The organism is Rhodococcus shunpengi, from assembly GCF_048381395.1.
Classification (GTDB): Bacteria; Actinomycetota; Actinomycetes; order Mycobacteriales; family Mycobacteriaceae; genus Rhodococcus.
In genome coordinates, this window is the sequence record NZ_JBLWIU010000032.1 from 158,441 (window position 1) to 175,482 (window position 17,042).

20 protein-coding genes are annotated in these 17,042 nt (G+C 67.6%); 4 read left to right on the forward strand and 16 right to left on the reverse strand.

All coding sequences use genetic code 11. The features are described from left to right. Nucleotides 1-69 precede the first annotated feature (69 nt). Complete coding sequence (locus ACNJ7K_RS19225) at nt 70-675, forward strand: TetR/AcrR family transcriptional regulator (protein ID WP_225623709.1); 606 nt, start codon at nt 70-72, stop codon at nt 673-675. Between the two features lie 71 nt (nt 676-746). Here the strand turns inward: ACNJ7K_RS19225 and ACNJ7K_RS19230 are convergent, their stop codons facing one another. From ACNJ7K_RS19230 to ACNJ7K_RS19255, 6 genes are read right to left on the reverse strand one after another with little or no spacing between them, the layout of a single operon-like run. Further along, on the reverse strand, nt 747-1,877 hold the full coding sequence (locus ACNJ7K_RS19230; RefSeq protein ID WP_159416768.1) for an acyl-CoA dehydrogenase family protein: 1,131 nt from the start codon (nt 1,875-1,877) through the stop codon (nt 747-749). 1 nt (nt 1,878) lies between these two features. Then, entirely contained in the window at nt 1,879-3,111 is a 1,233-nt protein-coding gene (locus ACNJ7K_RS19235; protein WP_016694679.1) for an acyl-CoA dehydrogenase family protein, read from the reverse strand. 39 nt (nt 3,112-3,150) lie between these two features. Continuing rightward, the gene (locus ACNJ7K_RS19240; RefSeq protein WP_006551928.1) at nt 3,151-4,335 is read right to left on the reverse strand and encodes a lipid-transfer protein; all 1,185 of its coding nucleotides are present in this window, start codon (nt 4,333-4,335) and stop codon (nt 3,151-3,153) included. Beyond that, the gene (locus ACNJ7K_RS19245; protein WP_006551927.1) at nt 4,332-4,742 is read right to left on the reverse strand and encodes a hotdog family protein; all 411 of its coding nucleotides are present in this window, start codon (nt 4,740-4,742) and stop codon (nt 4,332-4,334) included. The genes ACNJ7K_RS19240 and ACNJ7K_RS19245 overlap by 4 nt, the downstream gene beginning before the upstream one ends. Then, nucleotides 4,739-5,146 carry a Zn-ribbon domain-containing OB-fold protein gene (locus ACNJ7K_RS19250; protein WP_016694677.1) on the reverse strand — a complete coding sequence of 136 codons (408 nt, stop codon included), beginning with the start codon at nt 5,144-5,146 and terminating at the stop codon, nt 4,739-4,741. Before ACNJ7K_RS19250 ends, ACNJ7K_RS19245 begins: the two co-directional genes overlap by 4 nt. Beyond that, nucleotides 5,143-5,697, reverse strand: coding sequence for an FAS1-like dehydratase domain-containing protein (locus tag ACNJ7K_RS19255; protein WP_016694676.1), 555 nt, complete (start codon nt 5,695-5,697; stop codon nt 5,143-5,145). Before ACNJ7K_RS19255 ends, ACNJ7K_RS19250 begins: the two co-directional genes overlap by 4 nt. Before the next feature lie 195 nt (nt 5,698-5,892). Between ACNJ7K_RS19255 and ACNJ7K_RS19260 the strand changes: the two genes are divergently transcribed. Then, nucleotides 5,893-6,669, forward strand: coding sequence for an SDR family oxidoreductase (locus ACNJ7K_RS19260; protein WP_016694675.1), 777 nt, complete (start codon nt 5,893-5,895; stop codon nt 6,667-6,669). After that, nucleotides 6,666-7,580, forward strand: coding sequence for an SDR family oxidoreductase (locus ACNJ7K_RS19265; protein ID WP_016694674.1), 915 nt, complete (start codon nt 6,666-6,668; stop codon nt 7,578-7,580). The genes ACNJ7K_RS19260 and ACNJ7K_RS19265 overlap by 4 nt, the downstream gene beginning before the upstream one ends. A 60-nt stretch (nt 7,581-7,640) precedes the next feature. On the opposite strand, the gene ACNJ7K_RS19270 is transcribed toward ACNJ7K_RS19265, so the two are convergent. The 3 genes from ACNJ7K_RS19270 to ACNJ7K_RS19280 form a co-directional block, all read right to left on the reverse strand. Further along, nucleotides 7,641-8,300, reverse strand: a complete 660-nt coding sequence (locus ACNJ7K_RS19270; protein WP_120281360.1) for a GNAT family N-acetyltransferase — start codon at nt 8,298-8,300, stop codon at nt 7,641-7,643. A 90-nt stretch (nt 8,301-8,390) separates the two neighbouring features. Beyond that, nucleotides 8,391-8,864, reverse strand: coding sequence for a nitroreductase family deazaflavin-dependent oxidoreductase (locus ACNJ7K_RS19275; RefSeq protein WP_487042075.1), 474 nt, complete (start codon nt 8,862-8,864; stop codon nt 8,391-8,393). 1 nt (nt 8,865) lies between these two features. After that, on the reverse strand, nt 8,866-10,029 hold the full coding sequence (locus ACNJ7K_RS19280) for a steroid 3-ketoacyl-CoA thiolase (protein WP_159416767.1): 1,164 nt from the start codon (nt 10,027-10,029) through the stop codon (nt 8,866-8,868). A 180-nt stretch (nt 10,030-10,209) separates the two neighbouring features. Here ACNJ7K_RS19280 and ACNJ7K_RS19285 point away from each other — a divergent pair, with 180 nt between their 5' ends. After that, a complete protein-coding gene (locus ACNJ7K_RS19285) occupies nt 10,210-11,463 on the forward strand; it encodes a cytochrome P450 (RefSeq protein ID WP_088897557.1) in 1,254 nt (417 codons plus the stop codon). An 82-nt stretch (nt 11,464-11,545) separates the two neighbouring features. Here the strand turns inward: ACNJ7K_RS19285 and ACNJ7K_RS19290 are convergent, their stop codons facing one another. The 7 genes from ACNJ7K_RS19290 to ACNJ7K_RS19320 form a co-directional block, all read right to left on the reverse strand. Further along, a complete protein-coding gene (locus ACNJ7K_RS19290) occupies nt 11,546-12,229 on the reverse strand; it encodes a YqeB family protein (RefSeq protein WP_159416766.1) in 684 nt (227 codons plus the stop codon). After that, nucleotides 12,226-12,828, reverse strand: coding sequence for a TetR/AcrR family transcriptional regulator (locus tag ACNJ7K_RS19295; RefSeq protein WP_159416765.1), 603 nt, complete (start codon nt 12,826-12,828; stop codon nt 12,226-12,228). Before ACNJ7K_RS19295 ends, ACNJ7K_RS19290 begins: the two co-directional genes overlap by 4 nt. 79 nt (nt 12,829-12,907) lie before the next feature. Further along, on the reverse strand, nt 12,908-13,480 hold the full coding sequence (locus ACNJ7K_RS19300; protein WP_159416764.1) for a nucleotidyltransferase family protein: 573 nt from the start codon (nt 13,478-13,480) through the stop codon (nt 12,908-12,910). 10 nt (nt 13,481-13,490) lie between these two features. Further along, nucleotides 13,491-13,904, reverse strand: coding sequence for a nuclear transport factor 2 family protein (locus tag ACNJ7K_RS19305; RefSeq protein ID WP_120281365.1), 414 nt, complete (start codon nt 13,902-13,904; stop codon nt 13,491-13,493). Next, a complete protein-coding gene (locus tag ACNJ7K_RS19310; protein ID WP_120281366.1) occupies nt 13,901-14,782 on the reverse strand; it encodes a TIGR03619 family F420-dependent LLM class oxidoreductase in 882 nt (293 codons plus the stop codon). Before ACNJ7K_RS19310 ends, ACNJ7K_RS19305 begins: the two co-directional genes overlap by 4 nt. A 9-nt stretch (nt 14,783-14,791) precedes the next feature. Continuing rightward, complete coding sequence (locus tag ACNJ7K_RS19315) at nt 14,792-15,967, reverse strand: thiolase domain-containing protein (RefSeq protein ID WP_120281367.1); 1,176 nt, start codon at nt 15,965-15,967, stop codon at nt 14,792-14,794. Then, on the reverse strand, nt 15,967-17,028 hold the full coding sequence (locus ACNJ7K_RS19320) for a thiolase domain-containing protein (RefSeq protein WP_060653743.1): 1,062 nt from the start codon (nt 17,026-17,028) through the stop codon (nt 15,967-15,969). The genes ACNJ7K_RS19315 and ACNJ7K_RS19320 overlap by 1 nt, the downstream gene beginning before the upstream one ends. Nucleotides 17,029-17,042 lie beyond the last annotated feature (14 nt).

Sequence of the window (17,042 nt, forward strand, 5' to 3'; positions counted from 1 at the left end):
CGCGATGCGACAATCTGCCCGACGGCGCGGGACAGAAACGACGGGCCGTCATCGTGGAAAGGGGAACCGGTGCCCAGAATCGGTAAGGCGCGGGACGGAGCCGAGCCGACCTCGGCCGAGCAGCGGCGACGGCAGGTGCGGATCCTCGAGGCCGCAGCACGGCTGGGATCCGAACACGAACTGGCCCGCGTGCAGATGACCGAGGTCGCGAAGAGTGCCGGGGTGGCGATCGGGACCCTCTACCGGTACTTCCCGTCGAAGACGCACCTGTTCGTGGCGGTGCTGCTCCACCGGCTCGAACTCGGCGCGGATCGGTTGCCGGCGCGGAAACCGGGTATGAGTGCCCGGGATGCGATCACCGAGGTGCTGATCGAGATGACCAGGCGGTTCGTCGACCGGCCTCTCCTGGCCTCCGCGATGTTGCTGTCCAACAGCACCGCCCCCGCGGCGGTGGTGCCGGATTCCGAAGAGGTGAGGCGGACGTTCCACCGCATCCTGTTCGACAAGGCGGGCCTCGACGACCCGACCGAACAGGATCGGAACGCCGTGCGGCTGCTGTCGATGATGTGGTCCGGTCTGCTGGTCGCGTATCTCAACGGTGCAGCGACGCTCGAGGAGACCGAGGCGGACGTGCGGAGCAGCTGCGAGCTGTTGCTCGTCCATCTGACGGAATAGCGACAGGTCCGGATACGACGCGAGTCCCTCTCCCGTGTGGAAAAGGGACTCGCGTCGTGAGTGCGGGCCGGCTATCCGGCGGCGCCGATCGAGGGTGCGGTGTCGAGGACGTCCCCGAGCGCAGCGGCGGTCGCGTCCGCCCCGCCGAAGGTGAACGCCAACTGCCGTCCCCACAGGAAGTAGCGGTGGATCGGGTAGTCGATGTCGGCGCCGATACCACCGTGCAGGTGCTGGCCGGTCAGACCGACCCGCACACCGCCGCGGGATGCCCACCACTTGGCGACCAGGGCCGCGGACTCGGCTTCGTCCTCGCGTCCGACGTCGATCAACCATGCCGCCTTGCGCACCGTGAGCCGGATCGCTTCGGTGTCGAGGTAGGCGTCGGCCGCGCGCACCGCGACAGCCTGATTCGTGGACAACGGGCGGCCGAACTGCACGCGTTCGGAGGTGTACTTGGCCGTCGCCCGCAGCGTCTCCTCGCACACCCCGAGCTGAACGGCAGCAAGAGCGATGCGGATACGACGACGGGTCCAGGCCGCGATCTCCTCACCGTCACCGGGCAGGACGTCCTCGGCTCCGATGTGCACGTCCGTGAAGCGCACCGCCGCTTCGGCGCCACGTCCGGTCACGGCGACCGGGACAGCCTCGACGCCGGTCGCGTCCACCGGCGCCACCACCACGGCGACCGAGTCGTCGTCACAGCGGACCGGGACGACGACGCCGGCGATGATGGGAGCCCACGGAACGGACGGAATCTCACCGCTGATGACGAGGTCGTCGCCCTTGCGGATCGCGGTCACGGTGGGGCTCGCGCCCGGAGTGTCGTCGAACGCGCCGGTCAGGACGACCGACCCGTCGATGAGCTTCGGAACGTAACGCTCGACCTGGGTTTCCGTGCCGAACTGTGCGAGCGGAAGAGCCGCACCGGCCACAGTGGACCACACGGGAACGGGGGCGACGCGACGGCCCTGCTGCTGCAGGATCGTCGTGAGCCCGAGCATGCCCATGCCGGCGCCGCCGACGGACTCGGGTAGAGCGAGTCCGAGGAGCCCGGCGTCGGCGAGTGCCTGCCACAGGGTGGCGTCGAAGCCGCCTTCCTTGCGCTCCACCTCGACCACACGCTCGACCTTGGCCAGCGAACCGAAGACCTGCGACGCGAGGTCCTCGACCGCGATCAGGTCGTCATCGAGTTCGAATTCCATGTCAGCTCCTCGTCTCGGCCGGCGTCTTCACCGCAGCCTGTGCCGTCGCGTCGGGGCGCCTACGGGCGCCCAGGGTCATTCCGAGGGTCTTCGCCGCCACGATCTCGCGCATCACCTCGTTGCTGCCACCACCGAAGGTGTTGTTCTGCGCGCGTCGGCCGAGCGCTTCGACGCGGCCTTCGATCACGGCGCCGTGGCTACCGGGACGCAGCAGACCGCGGGCGCCGAGCACCTCCTGCAACATGCCGTAGGCCGCGACCACGCCCTCGGTTCCGAACACCTTCGCCGCGGCGGAGTCGCCACCGTCGAGGGTGTTGGCCGCGATGTCCGACACCAGACGCAGGTTCACCAGGTCGGCGGCCGACAACAGCGCGTAGACCTCGGCCAGAGTCGAACGGACCCACGGGACGTCGAACAGCACGCCGGGGCCGAAGGGCTCCTGCTTCGCCCAGGCGAGCACCTCGTCGTACATCTCGTTGGCGATGCCACCGCGGGCGGCCAGCGCGACACGCTCGTGGTTGAGCTGGCTCGTGATCAGGGTCCAGCCGCCGTTGAGCTCGCCGACGACGTTGCTCAGCGGAACGCGGATGTTCTCGTAGTACGTGACCGCCGTGCTGATTCCGCCGACGGTCTGGATCTCGGTGGCGGAGAAGCCCGGCGACGAGGTCGGCACGAGCACGACCGAGATCCCCTTGTGGCGGGGCGCGTCCGGATCGGTGCGCACGGCGAGCCAGATCCAGTCGGCGAAGATGGCCGAACTCGTGAACAGCTTGTTGCCGTCGATGACGAGTTCGTCACCGTCGATGCGGGCCCGCGTCTGGAGCGCGGCGAGGTCGGTGCCGGCGCCGGGCTCGGTGTACCCGATCGCGAACTTCAGTTCACCCGTGAGGATCTTGGGAAGGAAGAAGTCCTTCTGCTCCTGCGTGCCGTACTTCATCAGTGCCGGGGCGACGGTGTTGAGCGTGACCAACGAGACCGGCGCGCCGGCGCGGATCGTCTCGTCGTAGAAGACGTAGAGCGCCTCAGGGTCCTCACCACGTCCGCCGTACTCCTCGGGCCATCCCAGGCCGAGCCAGCCGTCGGCGCCCATCTGCCGGTAGATCTTGTCGAAGACCGGTCCACCCTCGGTCTGATCGACCAGGGCGCGTCGATCGTCGTCGTCGATGATGCGGGCGAAGTACTCCCGCAGTTCGGTGCGCAGCCGCCGTGACTTGTCGGACAGCTCGGGATGCATGTGGTCTCCTGAGAGGTGGTCGGGGCCCGGGTTGCGGGCCTAACGGTCGGCCGAGAGGACGATCGCGCTGTGCGGCACCGGCGATCCGCCTGTGACGAGCACGTTGTCGAGTGTCTTCGCCGGCTGGTTCACGGAGGTGCCGCGGATGAGCCGGACGCCTTCGGCGATGCCGTTGACGCCGTGGATGTAGCCTTCACCGAGCTGACCGCCGTGGGTGTTGATCGGCAGTCGCCCGTCCACCTCGAGGTTGCCGTCGGCGATGAAGTCCTTCGCCTCACCGCGACCGCAGAAGCCGTACTCCTCGAGCTGGAGCAGGACCATGGGGGTGAACGCGTCGTACAGGATCGCGGCGTCGATACCTTCGGGGCCGAAACCGGCCTGTGCCCACATCTGCCGGGCGACGAGCTCCACCTCGGGCATCGCGTCGATGTCCTTGCGGTAGTAGCTGCTCATCGAGATCTGCTGAGGGCCGACACCCTGCGCTGCAGCGGTGATGATCGCCGGCGGGTGCGGAAGATCCCGTGCGCGTTCGGCACTCACGATGACCAGTGCCTGGCCGCCGTCGCTCTCCTGGCAGCAGTCCAGCAGACGCAGCGGGTCGGCGAGCATCCGCGAGTTCTGGTGGTCGTCGAGGGTGATGGGCCGCTCGTAGAACCAGGCCTTGGGATTGTTCGCCGCGTGCTTGCGCGAGAGCACCGAGATCTGCCCGAAGTCCGCGCTGGTCGCCCCGTACTTGTGCATGTAGGTGCGGGCCAGGAAGGCTTCCTGCTGAGCGGGAGTGAGCAGACCGTACGGGTTGATCCAGTTCCGGTATTCCTGGTCGGTGCTGGAGTTGTACGCGAAGGGCGGCGGCCCGGCGCCGAAACGATGGCCCGAGCGCTCGTTGAAGGCGCGATAGACGACCACGACGTCGGCGACACCGCTCGAGACGGCGAGGGCGGCCTGCTGCACGGGCGCGCAGGCGCCGCCACCGCCGTGCGGGATCCGGCTGAAGAACTTCAGTTCCGGGATGCCGAGCGCGCGGGCGACGGCGATCTCGGGGTTGGTCTCCATGGTGAACAGCGCGAAGCCGTCGACCTCTTCGACGCCGATCTGCGCGTCCTCGAGAGCGGCGAGGACCGACTCGCACGCGAGTTGCCATTCGCTGCGGCCGGAGTTCTTGGAGAATTCGGTGGCTCCGATACCGGCGATAGCGGCGGCTCCGGAGAAGCCCTTGACGGTCATCGGCTCTTCCTCTCGTAGGGCTCCACCACGACCTCGGCGGTGACGTGGACGCCTCTGCTGTTGCGGCCCTGCACCTTCAGGGTGACGGCCGCGCCGTCGACTGCGGTCACCTCACCGTTCATGTGCATGGGGTCGCCGGGGAAGCAGGGCACGCCCAGGCGCAGCGACGCGCGGCGTACACGCGCCGACGGCCCGGTCCAGTCGGTGACGTACCGGTCGACGAAACCGTTGGTGGCGTTGATGCTCATGAACACGTCCGGGGTGCCGCGTCCGAGTGCGGCAGCCGGGTCGTGATGCACGTCCTCGAAATCCTGTGACGCGATCGCGGTGGCCACGATGGTCGTGCGATCCATCGGCAGGACGAGCTCGGGAAGCGACTGTCCGACAGTGCATTCGGTGAGATTCATGCTTCTCCTCCGGGCTTGCGCAGCTGGGGCAGGATCTCGCCGTGCGCGTGCTCGGAGAATCCCACCTCGAGTTCCATGCCGATCTCGAGGGTGTCGTGGTCGACGCCCGCGATGTCGGCGACGATGCGGATTCCTTCGTCGAGGTCGATCAGCCCGACGGCGAGCGGGTACTCGAAGGCCGGATCCTGCGGGTGGTGGATGATCGTCCAGCTGTGAAGCGTTCCGCGCCGCGAGGATTCGACGGTCTTCCACTCGAACGAGCGGCACGCGGGGCAGGCCGGGCCCGGGGGATGGCGCAGAGTGCCGCAGTCGCTGCACTGCTGGATCTCGAGTCGGCCCTCACGGACGGCGTCGAACCAGAACTGGTTGTCCTGGGTGATGGTGAGCCGGGGGACGGCGGTCATCGCGTCTCCTTGTCGGTGTTCGGGTTGAACCGGAGCATCCGGAAGCGTTCCTCAGCGACGACTTCGCCGTTCTGGTCCTCGTAGCGCTTGTACAGCGTGAAGAATCGGCCGTCGCCGAGACCCGTTCGCTTGATCTCCGATACGGACTCGATCGTGTAGTGGGCGGTGATGTGATCGCCCGGGACGAGTTCGCGGTGGTAGTCCTGCTCGACGTTCGTCGCCACGACGGAGGTGAAACCCTCGCGATCGAGGTCGGCGAGCATCCGGGAGTACGCGAAATCCTCCACGACGCCCTCGGCCCGCTTGCGCTGCACATCACGCCAGCGGCGGTAGCCGGCCATGATCCAGGTGGAGATCATGGCGGGCGGGCAGACGATGGAGTCGCGCCCGGTTTCGCGGGCGGCCTCGGCGTCGACGTAGATCGGGTTGAAGTCGTCGTGGGCCTCGACCCAGTTGCGGATCATGGCGTCGTTGACGGCGTACCGGGCCACGCGGGGTGGTTCGGCCACCTGCCCGACGTATTTCTCGTAATCCTGCTCGACGGTCTGCATGGCCCAGTCACTCCTCTTCGACACGCGCGTTCGTCGTCACGCTAAGTGGGGCCGACAAGCAAGTTCCCGTGATTCCCACTGAGCAGGAGCAGTGGCGGAGGACGAGGGGGAGCAGTACCGAACCAAGCGATTGCTTGGTAAGTTGTCGGCGTGAGACCCGCGCATTCTGCGGGGTGAACGACGTGGAGGCAGCGAATGGATCTGGGACTCGGCGGTGCGGTCGTGCTCGTCACCGGGGGGATACGAGGAGTCGGTGCGGGCATCACCAGGGTGTTCCTGCGCGCCGGAGCGACCGTCGTGACATGCGCACGCAACGAACCCGAACAGCCTGTCGAAGTGGACGGGCGGACCGCGGAGTTCCTGAAGTGCGACGTTCGCGACGCCGATCAGGTCGGCACGTTGATCGAGACCATCGTGGAGCGTCACGGTCGGCTCGACGCCGTGGTGAACAACGCCGGCGGGTCGCCGTACGCACTGGCGGCCGATGCCAGCCCGAAGTTCCACGCCAAGATCGTGGAACTGAACCTGCTGTCCCCGCTGCTGGTCGCGCAGGCTGCCAACGCGGTGATGCAGAAGCAGGACACCGGCGGCTCGATCGTCAACATCTCGAGCGTGAGCGGATCGCGCCCCTCGCCGGGAACCGCGGCTTACGGTGCGGCCAAGGCGGGCGTCGACAGTCTCGCACAGTCGCTCGCCGTCGAGTGGGCACCGAAGGTACGGGTGAACTCGGTGGTGGTCGGGCTCGTCGAAACCGAACAGTCGCATCTGTTCTACGGCGACAAGGCAGGCGTCGCCGCAGTCGGCGAGACCGTTCCGCTGGGGCGGCTGGCCCAACCCGAGGACATCGGCCACTGCGCCGCATTCCTGGCCTCTCCGCTGTCGGCCTACGTCAGCGGATCGACATTGACCGTCCACGGCGGCGGTGAACGCCCTGCCTACATGGCAGCGGCCGAAACGAAGGAGACGAAGTGAGTGGACTGCTGGACGGGCGCGTCGTCATCGTGACCGGCGCCGGGCGAGGACTGGGCCGTGCCCACGCCCTCGCCTTCGCCGCGGAGGGTGCGAAGGTCGTCGTCAACGACATCGGTGTCGGCAGTGACGGAACGGCGACGGGGGAGAGCCCCGGCGAACTGGTGGTCGAGGAGATCCGGGCTGCCGGCGGCGAAGCCGTCGTCAACGGTGACGACGTCGCCGACTGGGCCGGTGCCGAGAACCTCGTGAAGACGGCGCTGGACAACTTCGGCCGCCTCGACGTGCTCGTCAACAACGCGGGTTTCCTGCGCGACCGCATGCTCGCCAACATGAGCGAAGAGGAATGGGACGCGGTCATCCGTGTGCACCTCAAGGGACACTTCGCGCCGATGCGTCACGCCATGACCTACTGGCGCGCCGAGTCCAAGGCCGGCAACCCCGTCGACGCCCGCATCATCAACACCAGCTCGGGCGCCGGACTGATGGGCAGCATCGGTCAGGGCAACTACGCCGCCGCCAAGGCCGGCATCGCGACGCTCACGATCCAGGCCGCAGCCGAATTCGGCCGCTACGGCGTGACCGTCAACGCGATCGCACCCTCGGCGCGCACCCGCATGACCGTCGGTGCCGGTGGCGCGATGGCCGAGATGATGGCCGCGCCCGAAGAGGGTTTCGACGCCATGGCGCCGGAGAACGTCTCGCCGCTCGTCGTATGGCTCGGCAGTGCCGAAGCGAAGGACGTGACCGGGCGCGTGTTCGAGGCCGAAGGTGGCAAGGTGTCGCTGGCCGACGGATGGCGCCACGGTGAGGCGATCGACAAGGGCGACCGCTGGGATCCGAAGGAACTCGGTCCCGTCGTCGAGAAGCTGATCGCAGCGTCGCAGCCGCCGACGCCGGTCTACGGAGCGTGATGTCCCCGTGCGCGTTTCCGGTGATCGTCACCGGAAACGCGCACGGACGGCGTCGTCGATCTAGGCGGGCGTACGGACGATGAGGGTGGAGCCGGGGAAGTAGGCGGCGAGTTCGGAACGCGCCTGCTTGAGCGTGGCGGTGCCGTAACCCTGCTTGCGGAACTCGGGATGCACCCAGATCCGCACGTCGACCTCGTTGCCGGTCAGCTCGCCGAACGCGAACCCGATGGCCTTCGGCTCGTCGCCTGAAAGGTCTTCGGCCACAAGCCACATCCCGGATTCGTCGTCCATCAGCTCGGTGCCGCGTTGCCGCTCGGACTCGACCCGCTCGTCGCTGTCGTCACCCAACTGGTCGGCGCAGCGCTGCTTGAACAGCGCGGTGTCGGCGGCGCTGTGGGAGATGGGCCGCAACCGGAAATGCGCGCCGGTCGCGTACGGACGCGCCGCCGTCGTCCACTGCAGCACCGCATCGAGATCGTCGAGTTCTTCACGGATCTTCTTCCGCTCCGCCTGCGTCAGGCGGCGGAACGGAAGGTTCAGCACGGCCTCCGCGCAGAACTCGTCGGTGTCGAGCAGCGAGGCGAGCTTCGCGACCGCGTCGCCCCGATCCTTGCTCTCGACGATCACGTCGAGCACCTCGTGGCGTCGTTCGAGCGCCCGGAGCAGCGCGGCCGCGATCTCCCGCCGGTCGAGCACCTTGTCGTGATTGGTGGTTGCCATCGTGCGACATCCCTTCGTCGAGAACCTGGACGTACGAGACTCAGTATTCCCGCACGGGACCGTCCCGGCGAACCGTGCCGGCCGGGACGCTCACTCGCACACCACGACGGGAATCACACGGTCGGTCCACGACTGGTAGTTGTCGAAGTCCGGGTACATCGCCGTCAGACGCGGCCAGTAGGCCGCTCGTTCCTCGTCGCTCGCGACCCGGGCCCGCATGGTCCGGATGCGCGACTTGATCTGCACCGTGACCTCCGGGTTCGCCTGGATGTTGCGGAACCACAAGGGGTGCTTGGGCAGTCCTCCCTGGGAGGCGACGAGGACCACCTTGTCGCCGTCCTCGAGGAACAGCAGCGGTGCCGTCCGCGGCTGCCCGGTCTTCCGCCCGATCGTGGTCACCAGGCACACCGGGATGCCCCACGGGAAGGCGCTTCCCACGCGCCACTTCCCGCCGATGCGACCGCCGGTCGCCCGGTACGCCGCGACGTTGAACCGCGACATCCACTTGATGATCGAGACCGTGGCCTTCGAATCGAGGCCCTTCGGTGCCGCTTCGGTGCTCATGTCAGATGCGCTCGATGATGGTGCCCGTCGCCAGCGCGCCGCCGGCGCACATCGAGATCAGAGCGGTCGATGCGTCGCGGCGCTCGAGTTCGTGCAGCGCGGTGGTGATGAGACGGGAACCGGTCGATCCGACGGGGTGGCCGAGCGCGATCGCGCCGCCGTTGACGTTGACCTTGTCCATGTCGGGTCCGTGCACCTGGGCCCAGGACAGCAGCACCGATGCGAACGCCTCGTTGACCTCGAACAGGTCGAGATCGCCGATGTTCATGCCCGCCTTCTCGAGAACCTTCGTCGTGGCCTGGACGGGGCCGTCGAGGTGGAACTCGGGTTCGGCGCCGACGAGTGCCTGCGCGACGATCCGCGCCCGCGGCTTCAGTCCGAGCGCCTTCGCGCGGTCGGAGTCCATGAGCAGCACGGCTGCGGCTCCGTCGGAGATCTGCGAGGAGGTGCCGGCCGTGTGGATGCCCCCCTCGAGTACGGGCTTCAGCTTCGCCAGCGACTCGGCCGACGTCTCGCGCAGACCCTGGTCGCGGGTGACGGTCGCCTTCTCGCCGGTGCGGTTGCCCTCCTTGTCGACGACGGGAGCGACGACCGGCAGCACCTCGCGGTCGAACCGGCCCTCGTCCCAGGCATGCTTCGCGAGTTGCTGCGACCGCACGCCGAGCGCGTCGACGTCCTCACGGGTGATACCGCGGCGCCGCGCGATGCGCTCGGCGGCCTCGAACTGGTTGGGCATGTCGATGTTCCACGACTCGGGGCGACGCGGGCCGGCCTGATCGCCGACGTTGGCGCCGAGGGGCACCTGGGTCATCGCCTCGATGCCGCACGCGATGCCCACGTCGATGGCGCCGGTGGCGATGAGACCCGCGATGAGGTGGTTGGCCTGCTGCGCCGATCCGCACTGGGCGTCGATGGTGGTCGCGCCGACCTGCCAGGGCAGGCCGGCGTTGAGCCACGCGGTGCGGGTGATGTTGTTGGACTGGGCGCCCGCCTGGGTGACGCAGCCACCGATGACCTGTTCGACGAGCTCGGCGTCGATGCCGGCACGTTCGACGAGTCCGGCCTGGACGGCGCCCAGGATCTCGGCAGCGTGCAGGCCCGCGAGCCATCCACCCCGCTTGCCGATCGGGGTCCGTGCGGCCTCGACGATGACTGGTGTGCCCACTTCGGGCTCCTTTCTCCTACGTTCTTCGCAAAATAGAACAGGTTTCTCCGAGAGGCAACAGAACTTGATTATCCCACGGACGTGCGGATCTCTTGGTCGCACGGCGCACCTGTGTTTGAATGGTTCTAGAACGTGTTCCAAATCACGCGAGCGGTACTCGCCAGGGCAGGAGAGATATCAGTGGCGCAGCCGAACATCCCCGAAGACATCGACTTCACCGATCCCGATCTGTACGCAGACCGTATGCCGTTCGAAGAGTTCGCGGAACTGCGCAAGACGGCACCGGTGTGGTGGAACAAGAAGTCTCCCGACGTCGGTGGTTTCCACGACGAGGGTTTCTGGGTTGTCTCCCGGCACGAGGAGGTCCGTGAGGTCTCCCGCCGGAGCGACGTGTTCTCCAATTGGGAGAACACTGCGATTCCGCGGTTCAACGACGACATTCCGCGCGAGGCCATCGAACTGCAGCGTCACGTCCTGCTCAACAAGGACGCCCCCGAGCACACCAAGCTGCGCAAACTCGTCGCCCGCGGTTTCACGCCCCGTGCGATCAACGGCCTGCGCGACGAGCTCGACCGTCGCTCCAAGATGATCGTCCAGGAGGCCTGCCAGGCCGGTCAGGGTGACTTCGTCACGCAGATCGCCGCGGAACTGCCGCTGCAGGCGATCGCCGATCTCATCGGCGTCCCGCAGGAGGACCGCGCGAAGATCTTCGAGTGGTCCAACCAGATGACGGGCTACGACGATCCGGACAACACCGCCGATCCGGCGGCCGCCTCCATGGAGGTGCTGGGCTACGCCTACCAGATGGCCGCCGCCCGCAAGGAGAACCCGGCCGACGACATCGTCACCACCCTCATCGAGGCCGACATCGACGGCGACGAGCTCGCTCCCGAGGAGTTCGGCTTCTTCTTCATCGTCCTCGCGGTGGCCGGCAACGAGACCACCCGCAACGCCATCACCCATGGCATGGCGGCCTTCCTCGACAACCCCGAGCAGTGGGAGATCTTCAAGCGCGACCGGCCGAAGACCGCCGCCGACGAGATCATCCGCTGGGCCACTCCGGTCACCTCGTTCCAGCGCACGGCGCTCGAGGACACCGAACTCGGCGGACAGACGATCCGCAAGGGCGAGCGTGTCGTCATGCTGTACGCCTCGGCCAACAACGACGAAGAGGTGTTCGAGAACCCCCGCGAGTTCGATATTCTCCGGGATCCCAACCCGCACCTCGCCTTCGGTGGCACCGGTGCGCACTACTGCCTCGGCGCGAACCTCGCCCGCATGGAGATCGACCTGATCTTCAACGCCATCGCCGACCACATCCCCGACATCACCAAGATCGGCGACCCGCACCGTCTGCGGTCGGGCTGGCTCAACGGCATCAAGGAGTTCCAGGTCGACTACAAGACCTCGGGAGGATGCCCGGTCAAGCACTGATCGGACCACAGCGCAGGTTCCCGGACGCCGTCAGGTGTCCGGGAACCTCGTCGTTTTCGTACCCCACTGCCGGGAGGGAGATCTACGCCAGGAGGCGGTACTCCTGGTGATGCCCCCGGTCGCGTACGACGACGCCGAGTTCCTGCAGTTGCTCGTGCAGTGCGGTGGCAAGATGTGTGTTCTTGCCGGACAGCGCTTCCCGTCGCTCCCGCAACAGGGTGTGGGTCTGCTCGTCCAGGCCGGGGTGCCCCTCGATCCACCGGGTGAACGATTCCTCGTGGGTGTTCTTCTCGCTCCACGGATAACCGTGCGCCGTGAATGCGTCGGCGACGGCTCGGTCGTTCAGGTCGTCGGCCTTGCGTCGCGCGAGTTCTCGCTCCGCAGAATCGAGCAGGACGAGATCGCGGCCTTCGCGGAACACCGACCCGACCTTCGCGCGCGGCACGTACAAATCGCGCTCGTCCTGGGTCAGCAGCACTCCTTCGGAATCCACGGTCAGTGCCAGGGACTCGTGGATCGCCGTCGAGGCGAGGAAGAGTCCTGCGCCGATGCCGACGACGGTGAGGAGCGGGATCGTCCACGCCGTGGTGAGACCGGCCAAGAGTTCGAGCGGGCCGGGAACCGCCGGAAGGGTGTCGACCGCCCACGTCGACACGGCCGGCGCGACGAAGCCGAGTCCGAGACCGGCGAGAGCGCACAGGATCCCCAGCGCCCCCGGAACGACGGGGGAGACGGTTACGCGAGTGGCATCGTCGTGCATCCTCATGATCGTGGTCCTTTCGAGTGTCCGGTGAGATAGCGCTGCACGATCGTCCGGATCGTCCCGACCGGATCGACGGCCGCGGGATTGTCCGCGTACAGGAACGCCGAATCCTTGATCGCGCTGATCCAGGTCGCGGCGGCCACCGGATCGAGCGACGGGTCGATCCGGTCGCCCGCTCTGCGCAGGAGGTGGGTGAGCCCCTCGATCACGATGCCGTCGTCCTCGTCGAGGATCTCGGCGAGGACGGGGTCGTGGCCGACCTGGCGGATCACCTCGACCACGAGTCCTCCGGCTGCAGGATCCGTGGCCTGCCCGACGAGTTCGGCGACCATGTCGAGGAGGGCCTCCAGGGGATCGTCGGCGTCGCGATGACGCTCCACGAGGGCCCGGGTCTCGGGTAGGCCCTGCTCGAAGATCGCGCGGAACACTCCGCGCTTGTCGCCGAAGTAGTGGAAGACCGTGCCGGAACTGACACCTGCCGCCTCGGCGATCGCCGTCACCGGGGTGGCGTCGAAGCCGCGCTCGGCGAACAGGGTGGCGGCGGAGTCGATGATCGCGGTGCGGCGGCGGGCTCGGAGTTCTGGGTCGACGGTGCGTGCCATGACTCCAATGTATTAATTGATCAACTCGTCAGTCAATTAATTGGCCAAAGCCGAGCGGGCTCGGTGTCGCGAGGCGGCCTCAGCGCAGGCGCCGAAGATCCTCGGGCGTATCCACGTCGCCGGCCTCGGCGAGGTCGCTGCAGTCCACCCGGCGTACCCGATCCCGGTTGCGGGCGAGGAACGACCGCGCACCTTCGTCGCCGGTGGCCTCGTCGGCCGCAGTCAGCGCGTCGGCGTGGTCGAACACCACCGGGTGACCGGGACGATCCTCGAAGACGGGGAGCGTGACCGTGCCCGGCCGGTGCTCTGCCAGGACGTGACGCACCAGATCGGCCGTGATGCCGGGAAAGTCGACGACGGTGAGCGCGACCCGGTCGTGGGTGCGCGCAGCGTCGACCCCACGGCGCAGGGAGGTCGACATGCCGTCGGGCCAGTCGGGATTGTGCACTGCGGTGACGCCGGCCGGGCAGGCTGCGGCCACCTCGTCGCCGAACGCACCGACCACCACCACGACCTCGTCGCAACCACCGCCGAGCAGCGCATCGACGACGGTATGCAGCAGGGGACGGCCACGGTGGGGGAGCAACGCCTTCGCGCGTCCACCCATCCGCGAGCCGTCCCCTGCTGCGAGAACGATTCCGGCGGTCGGCATACCGCCGATGCTACGAGACCGGTCGCACAGTCTTCATCGCGCGATCCACTTCCCAGAACGCACGCAGCGACACGATCTTCCCGTCGTCGTCGACCCGGTAGACGAACACGCCCTCCGCGTCGATGAGATTGCCCGCCATCGTGGTGCGGATCGTGCCGATGTTGACGCACTCGCTGCCGCATACCAGCACGTCGTCGACGAGGAACTCGAGCTTGTCGGTGTTCGCGATGGTCATGTCGTAGAACTTCGCGATCGCCTCGTGGCCGTGGTGTCCCTTGCCCTCGGGGTCGAAACCGGACGGGCCGACGGGATCTTCGACGCACGCATCCTCGGCGAACAGCGCGAGCCACTCGTCCTTGCATTTCCCGCTCGCCGCCGTCTGCGACGCCCGGGCCGCCACGCGCGCCGGATGTTCCTCGCTCATGCCGCGTCCTTTCCGTGGATGTACTTGTCGGCGAACTTCCGCAGCGATTCCTGCTTCGCCTCGAGCGGCGAGTCGAATCCGTGCCCGTCGAAGATCCACGGCACCACGATGATGTCGGTGACCCCGGCGTCGGCGAGTTCGGCATAACCGGAGCTGCCGAACCTGTCGACGCACACGGCCTGGATCTCGAACGGCTCGTCGCTGCGGCCGTACTCGGCACGCAACTCGCGCAGGCGCGTGATGACCTCGACGAGATCGTCGTACTTGATCATCGCCGACGTCCAACCATCCCCGACCCGGGCCGCGCGCCGCAGCGCCACATCGGTGTGCCCACCGACGTAGAACGGCACCGGCTCGGTGGGGGCGGGGCTCATCTGGAGCCGGTCGAAATCGTAGAACTCGCCGTGGTGCTCGACCATGCCACCGCCGAGGATCAGCTTCAGCACGTCGATCATCTCGTCCACGCGCTTGCCGCGCTTGGCGTACGGGACGCCGCACCACTCGAATTCCTCCGGCGCCCATCCGATCCCGACACCGAGACCGAACCGGTTGCCGGTGAGATTGGCGACCGAACCGACCTGCCGGGCCAGCAACACCGGATTGCGCGAGCCGAGTTTGAGCACCTGCGTGTAGAACCGGATCGTCGACGTGGCGGCCGCCATGGACGCCGCGGCGATGAGCGGATCGACCCACGGGGTGTCGGGTGTCCACATCCGCGAACCGTCGGGGGTGTACGGATAGTCGACCGTCTGCTTCTCCATGTAGAACAGGGAGTCGGGCAGGGCGATCGACGTGTATCCGCACTCCTCGGCGGTCTGCGCGATGCCGGTGAGCTGGTCGAGCGGGGTCATCGCGACCCCGACGGTGAACGAGACCATGCCCGCCTCCTAGTTCGTGGGCCGGTCGGAGCCCACGACCCACATCGAGAAGTACTGCGAGCCACCACCGTAGGCGTGGCCGAGCGCCTTGCGGGCACCGTCCACCTGGTGGTCTCCCGCCTTGCCCATCACCTGGATCGCGGCCTCGGCGAAGCGGATCATGCCCGACGCACCGATCGGGTTGGAGCAGAGCACGCCGCCGGACATGTTGATCGGCAACTGGCCGCCGATGGCCGTCTCGCCGGCCTCGGTGAGCTTCCAGCCCGAACCCTCGGGGGTGAAGCCGAGATTCTCGAGCCACATCGGCTCGAACCACGAGAACGGCACGTAGATCTCGGCGCAGTCGATCTCGGTGAGCGGATCGGTGATACCGGCCTGCTTCCACAGCGCCGCGGCGGCGACCCGGCCGGCCTCCGGATTGACCTGGTCGCGACCGGCATAGGTGGTCGGTTCGGTGCGCATCGCGGTGGCGTGGATCCAGGCCACCTTGCGGCCCGACTGCTCGGCGGCCTTCGCGGTGTCCTCGTCGCCGAGCACGACTGCGCACGCACCGTCGGACGACGGGCACGTCTCGTCGTACCGGATCGGGTCCCACAGCATCTGCGAGGCCTGCACCTTCTCCAGGGTGATCTCGGGCTGCTTCAGATGGGCGTACGGATTCTTGGCGCCGTTGAGACGGTCCTTGACCGCGACCATCGCTCCGATGTGCTCGGGCGCGCCGGACCGGCGGATGTACGAACGGACGTGCGGCGCGAAGTAGCCGCCCGCACCGGCACCGACCGGCATGGTGAACGGGACCGGTGTGGACAGCGCCCACATCGCGTTCGACTCGGACTGCTTCTCCCAGGCCACCGCGAGCACCCGGCGGTGCACACCGGCCTGTACGAGGCTTGCCGCGACGTTCGCCGTCGAGCCCCCGACGGACCCGGCGGTGTGCACGCGCAGCATCGGCTTGCCCGTGGCGCCGATGGCGTCGACCATCGACAGTTCGGGCATCATGACGCCCTCGAACAGGTCGGGGGCCTTGCCGATCACGACGGCGTCGATGTCGTCCCAGCCCACCTGGGCGTCTGCCATGGCTCGGTCGATCGCCTCGCGGACGAGGCCGGACATCGACACGTCGTGCCGCTTGGCGACGTAGTGGGTCTGCCCGGTTCCGAGGACAGCTGCGGGTTGCTTCGCCATCAGTTGCGTCCCTCCAGAACGGCTACCAGATTCTGTTGCAGCACAGCACCGCTCGTCGCATGCGCGAGTGCACGTCCGGCCGTGCCGTCCATGATCGCCTGCGCTGCGTAACCGATGCGCTCGAGACCGCCGGAGAACATCGGGTTGCCCGTCAGCGGTCCGCCGGACGGGTTGATCGTCGTCGAATCGTCCAAGCCGATCGCCTCGCGGAGGATGAGCTCCTGATGCGTGAACGGCGCGTGCAGTTCGGCGACGTCGAAGGCGGTGTCGCCACCGGTGACCGCCTGCGCGGCAGCCCGTGCGGAGGCCGACACCGTGAGGTCGAGCGAGCCGAAGTTCGGTGAGTCGGTGCGATGTTCGATCCCGGTGATCCACGCGGGGTTCTCGCACAGCTCGCGGGCCCGGTCGCCGCTCGCGAGGACGATCGCGGCGGCACCGTCGGTGACCGGAGCGCAGTCGTGCTTGCGCAGCGGATCGGCGATGTACGGCTGCGAGAGCAGGTCCTCGATGTCGAGATCACCCGAGAGCTGGGCCTTCGGGTTGTTCTTCGCGGCCGCGCGGCTGCGCACCGCGACCTCGGCCATCTCGCGGTCGGTCCACTTGCCGGAGTCGAGACCCATGCGGGCCTGCAGGCCGGCGAGTGAGACGGAGTCGACGCCGAGCGGTGCCACGAGGTACGGATCGAGCTGCAGGGAGAGGGTGCGCCGCAGGGTGCCGGCCGAGGACTTGCCGAAGCCGTAGACGAGGGCGGTGTCGACCTCACCGGTGATGAGCTTGACCCACGCCTCGTAGAGCGCCCAGGCCGCGTCCATCTCGACATGCGACTCGTTGATGGGCGGGACCGCACCGATCGCGTCGATCGCCGAGATGAACGAGAACGCGCGTCCGGCAAGGTAATCGGAGGAACCCGAGCACCAGAATCCGATGTCGGACTTGGTGATGCCGAGCTTGTCGTACAGCTCCTGGAAGCACGGGACGAGCATCTCGACGCCGTTGGTGGTGCCGAACGTCTCGCGCACGTGCGGAGCATGCGCGAAGCCGACGACTGCAATGTCTGTCATGGTGTCCGCTGCTC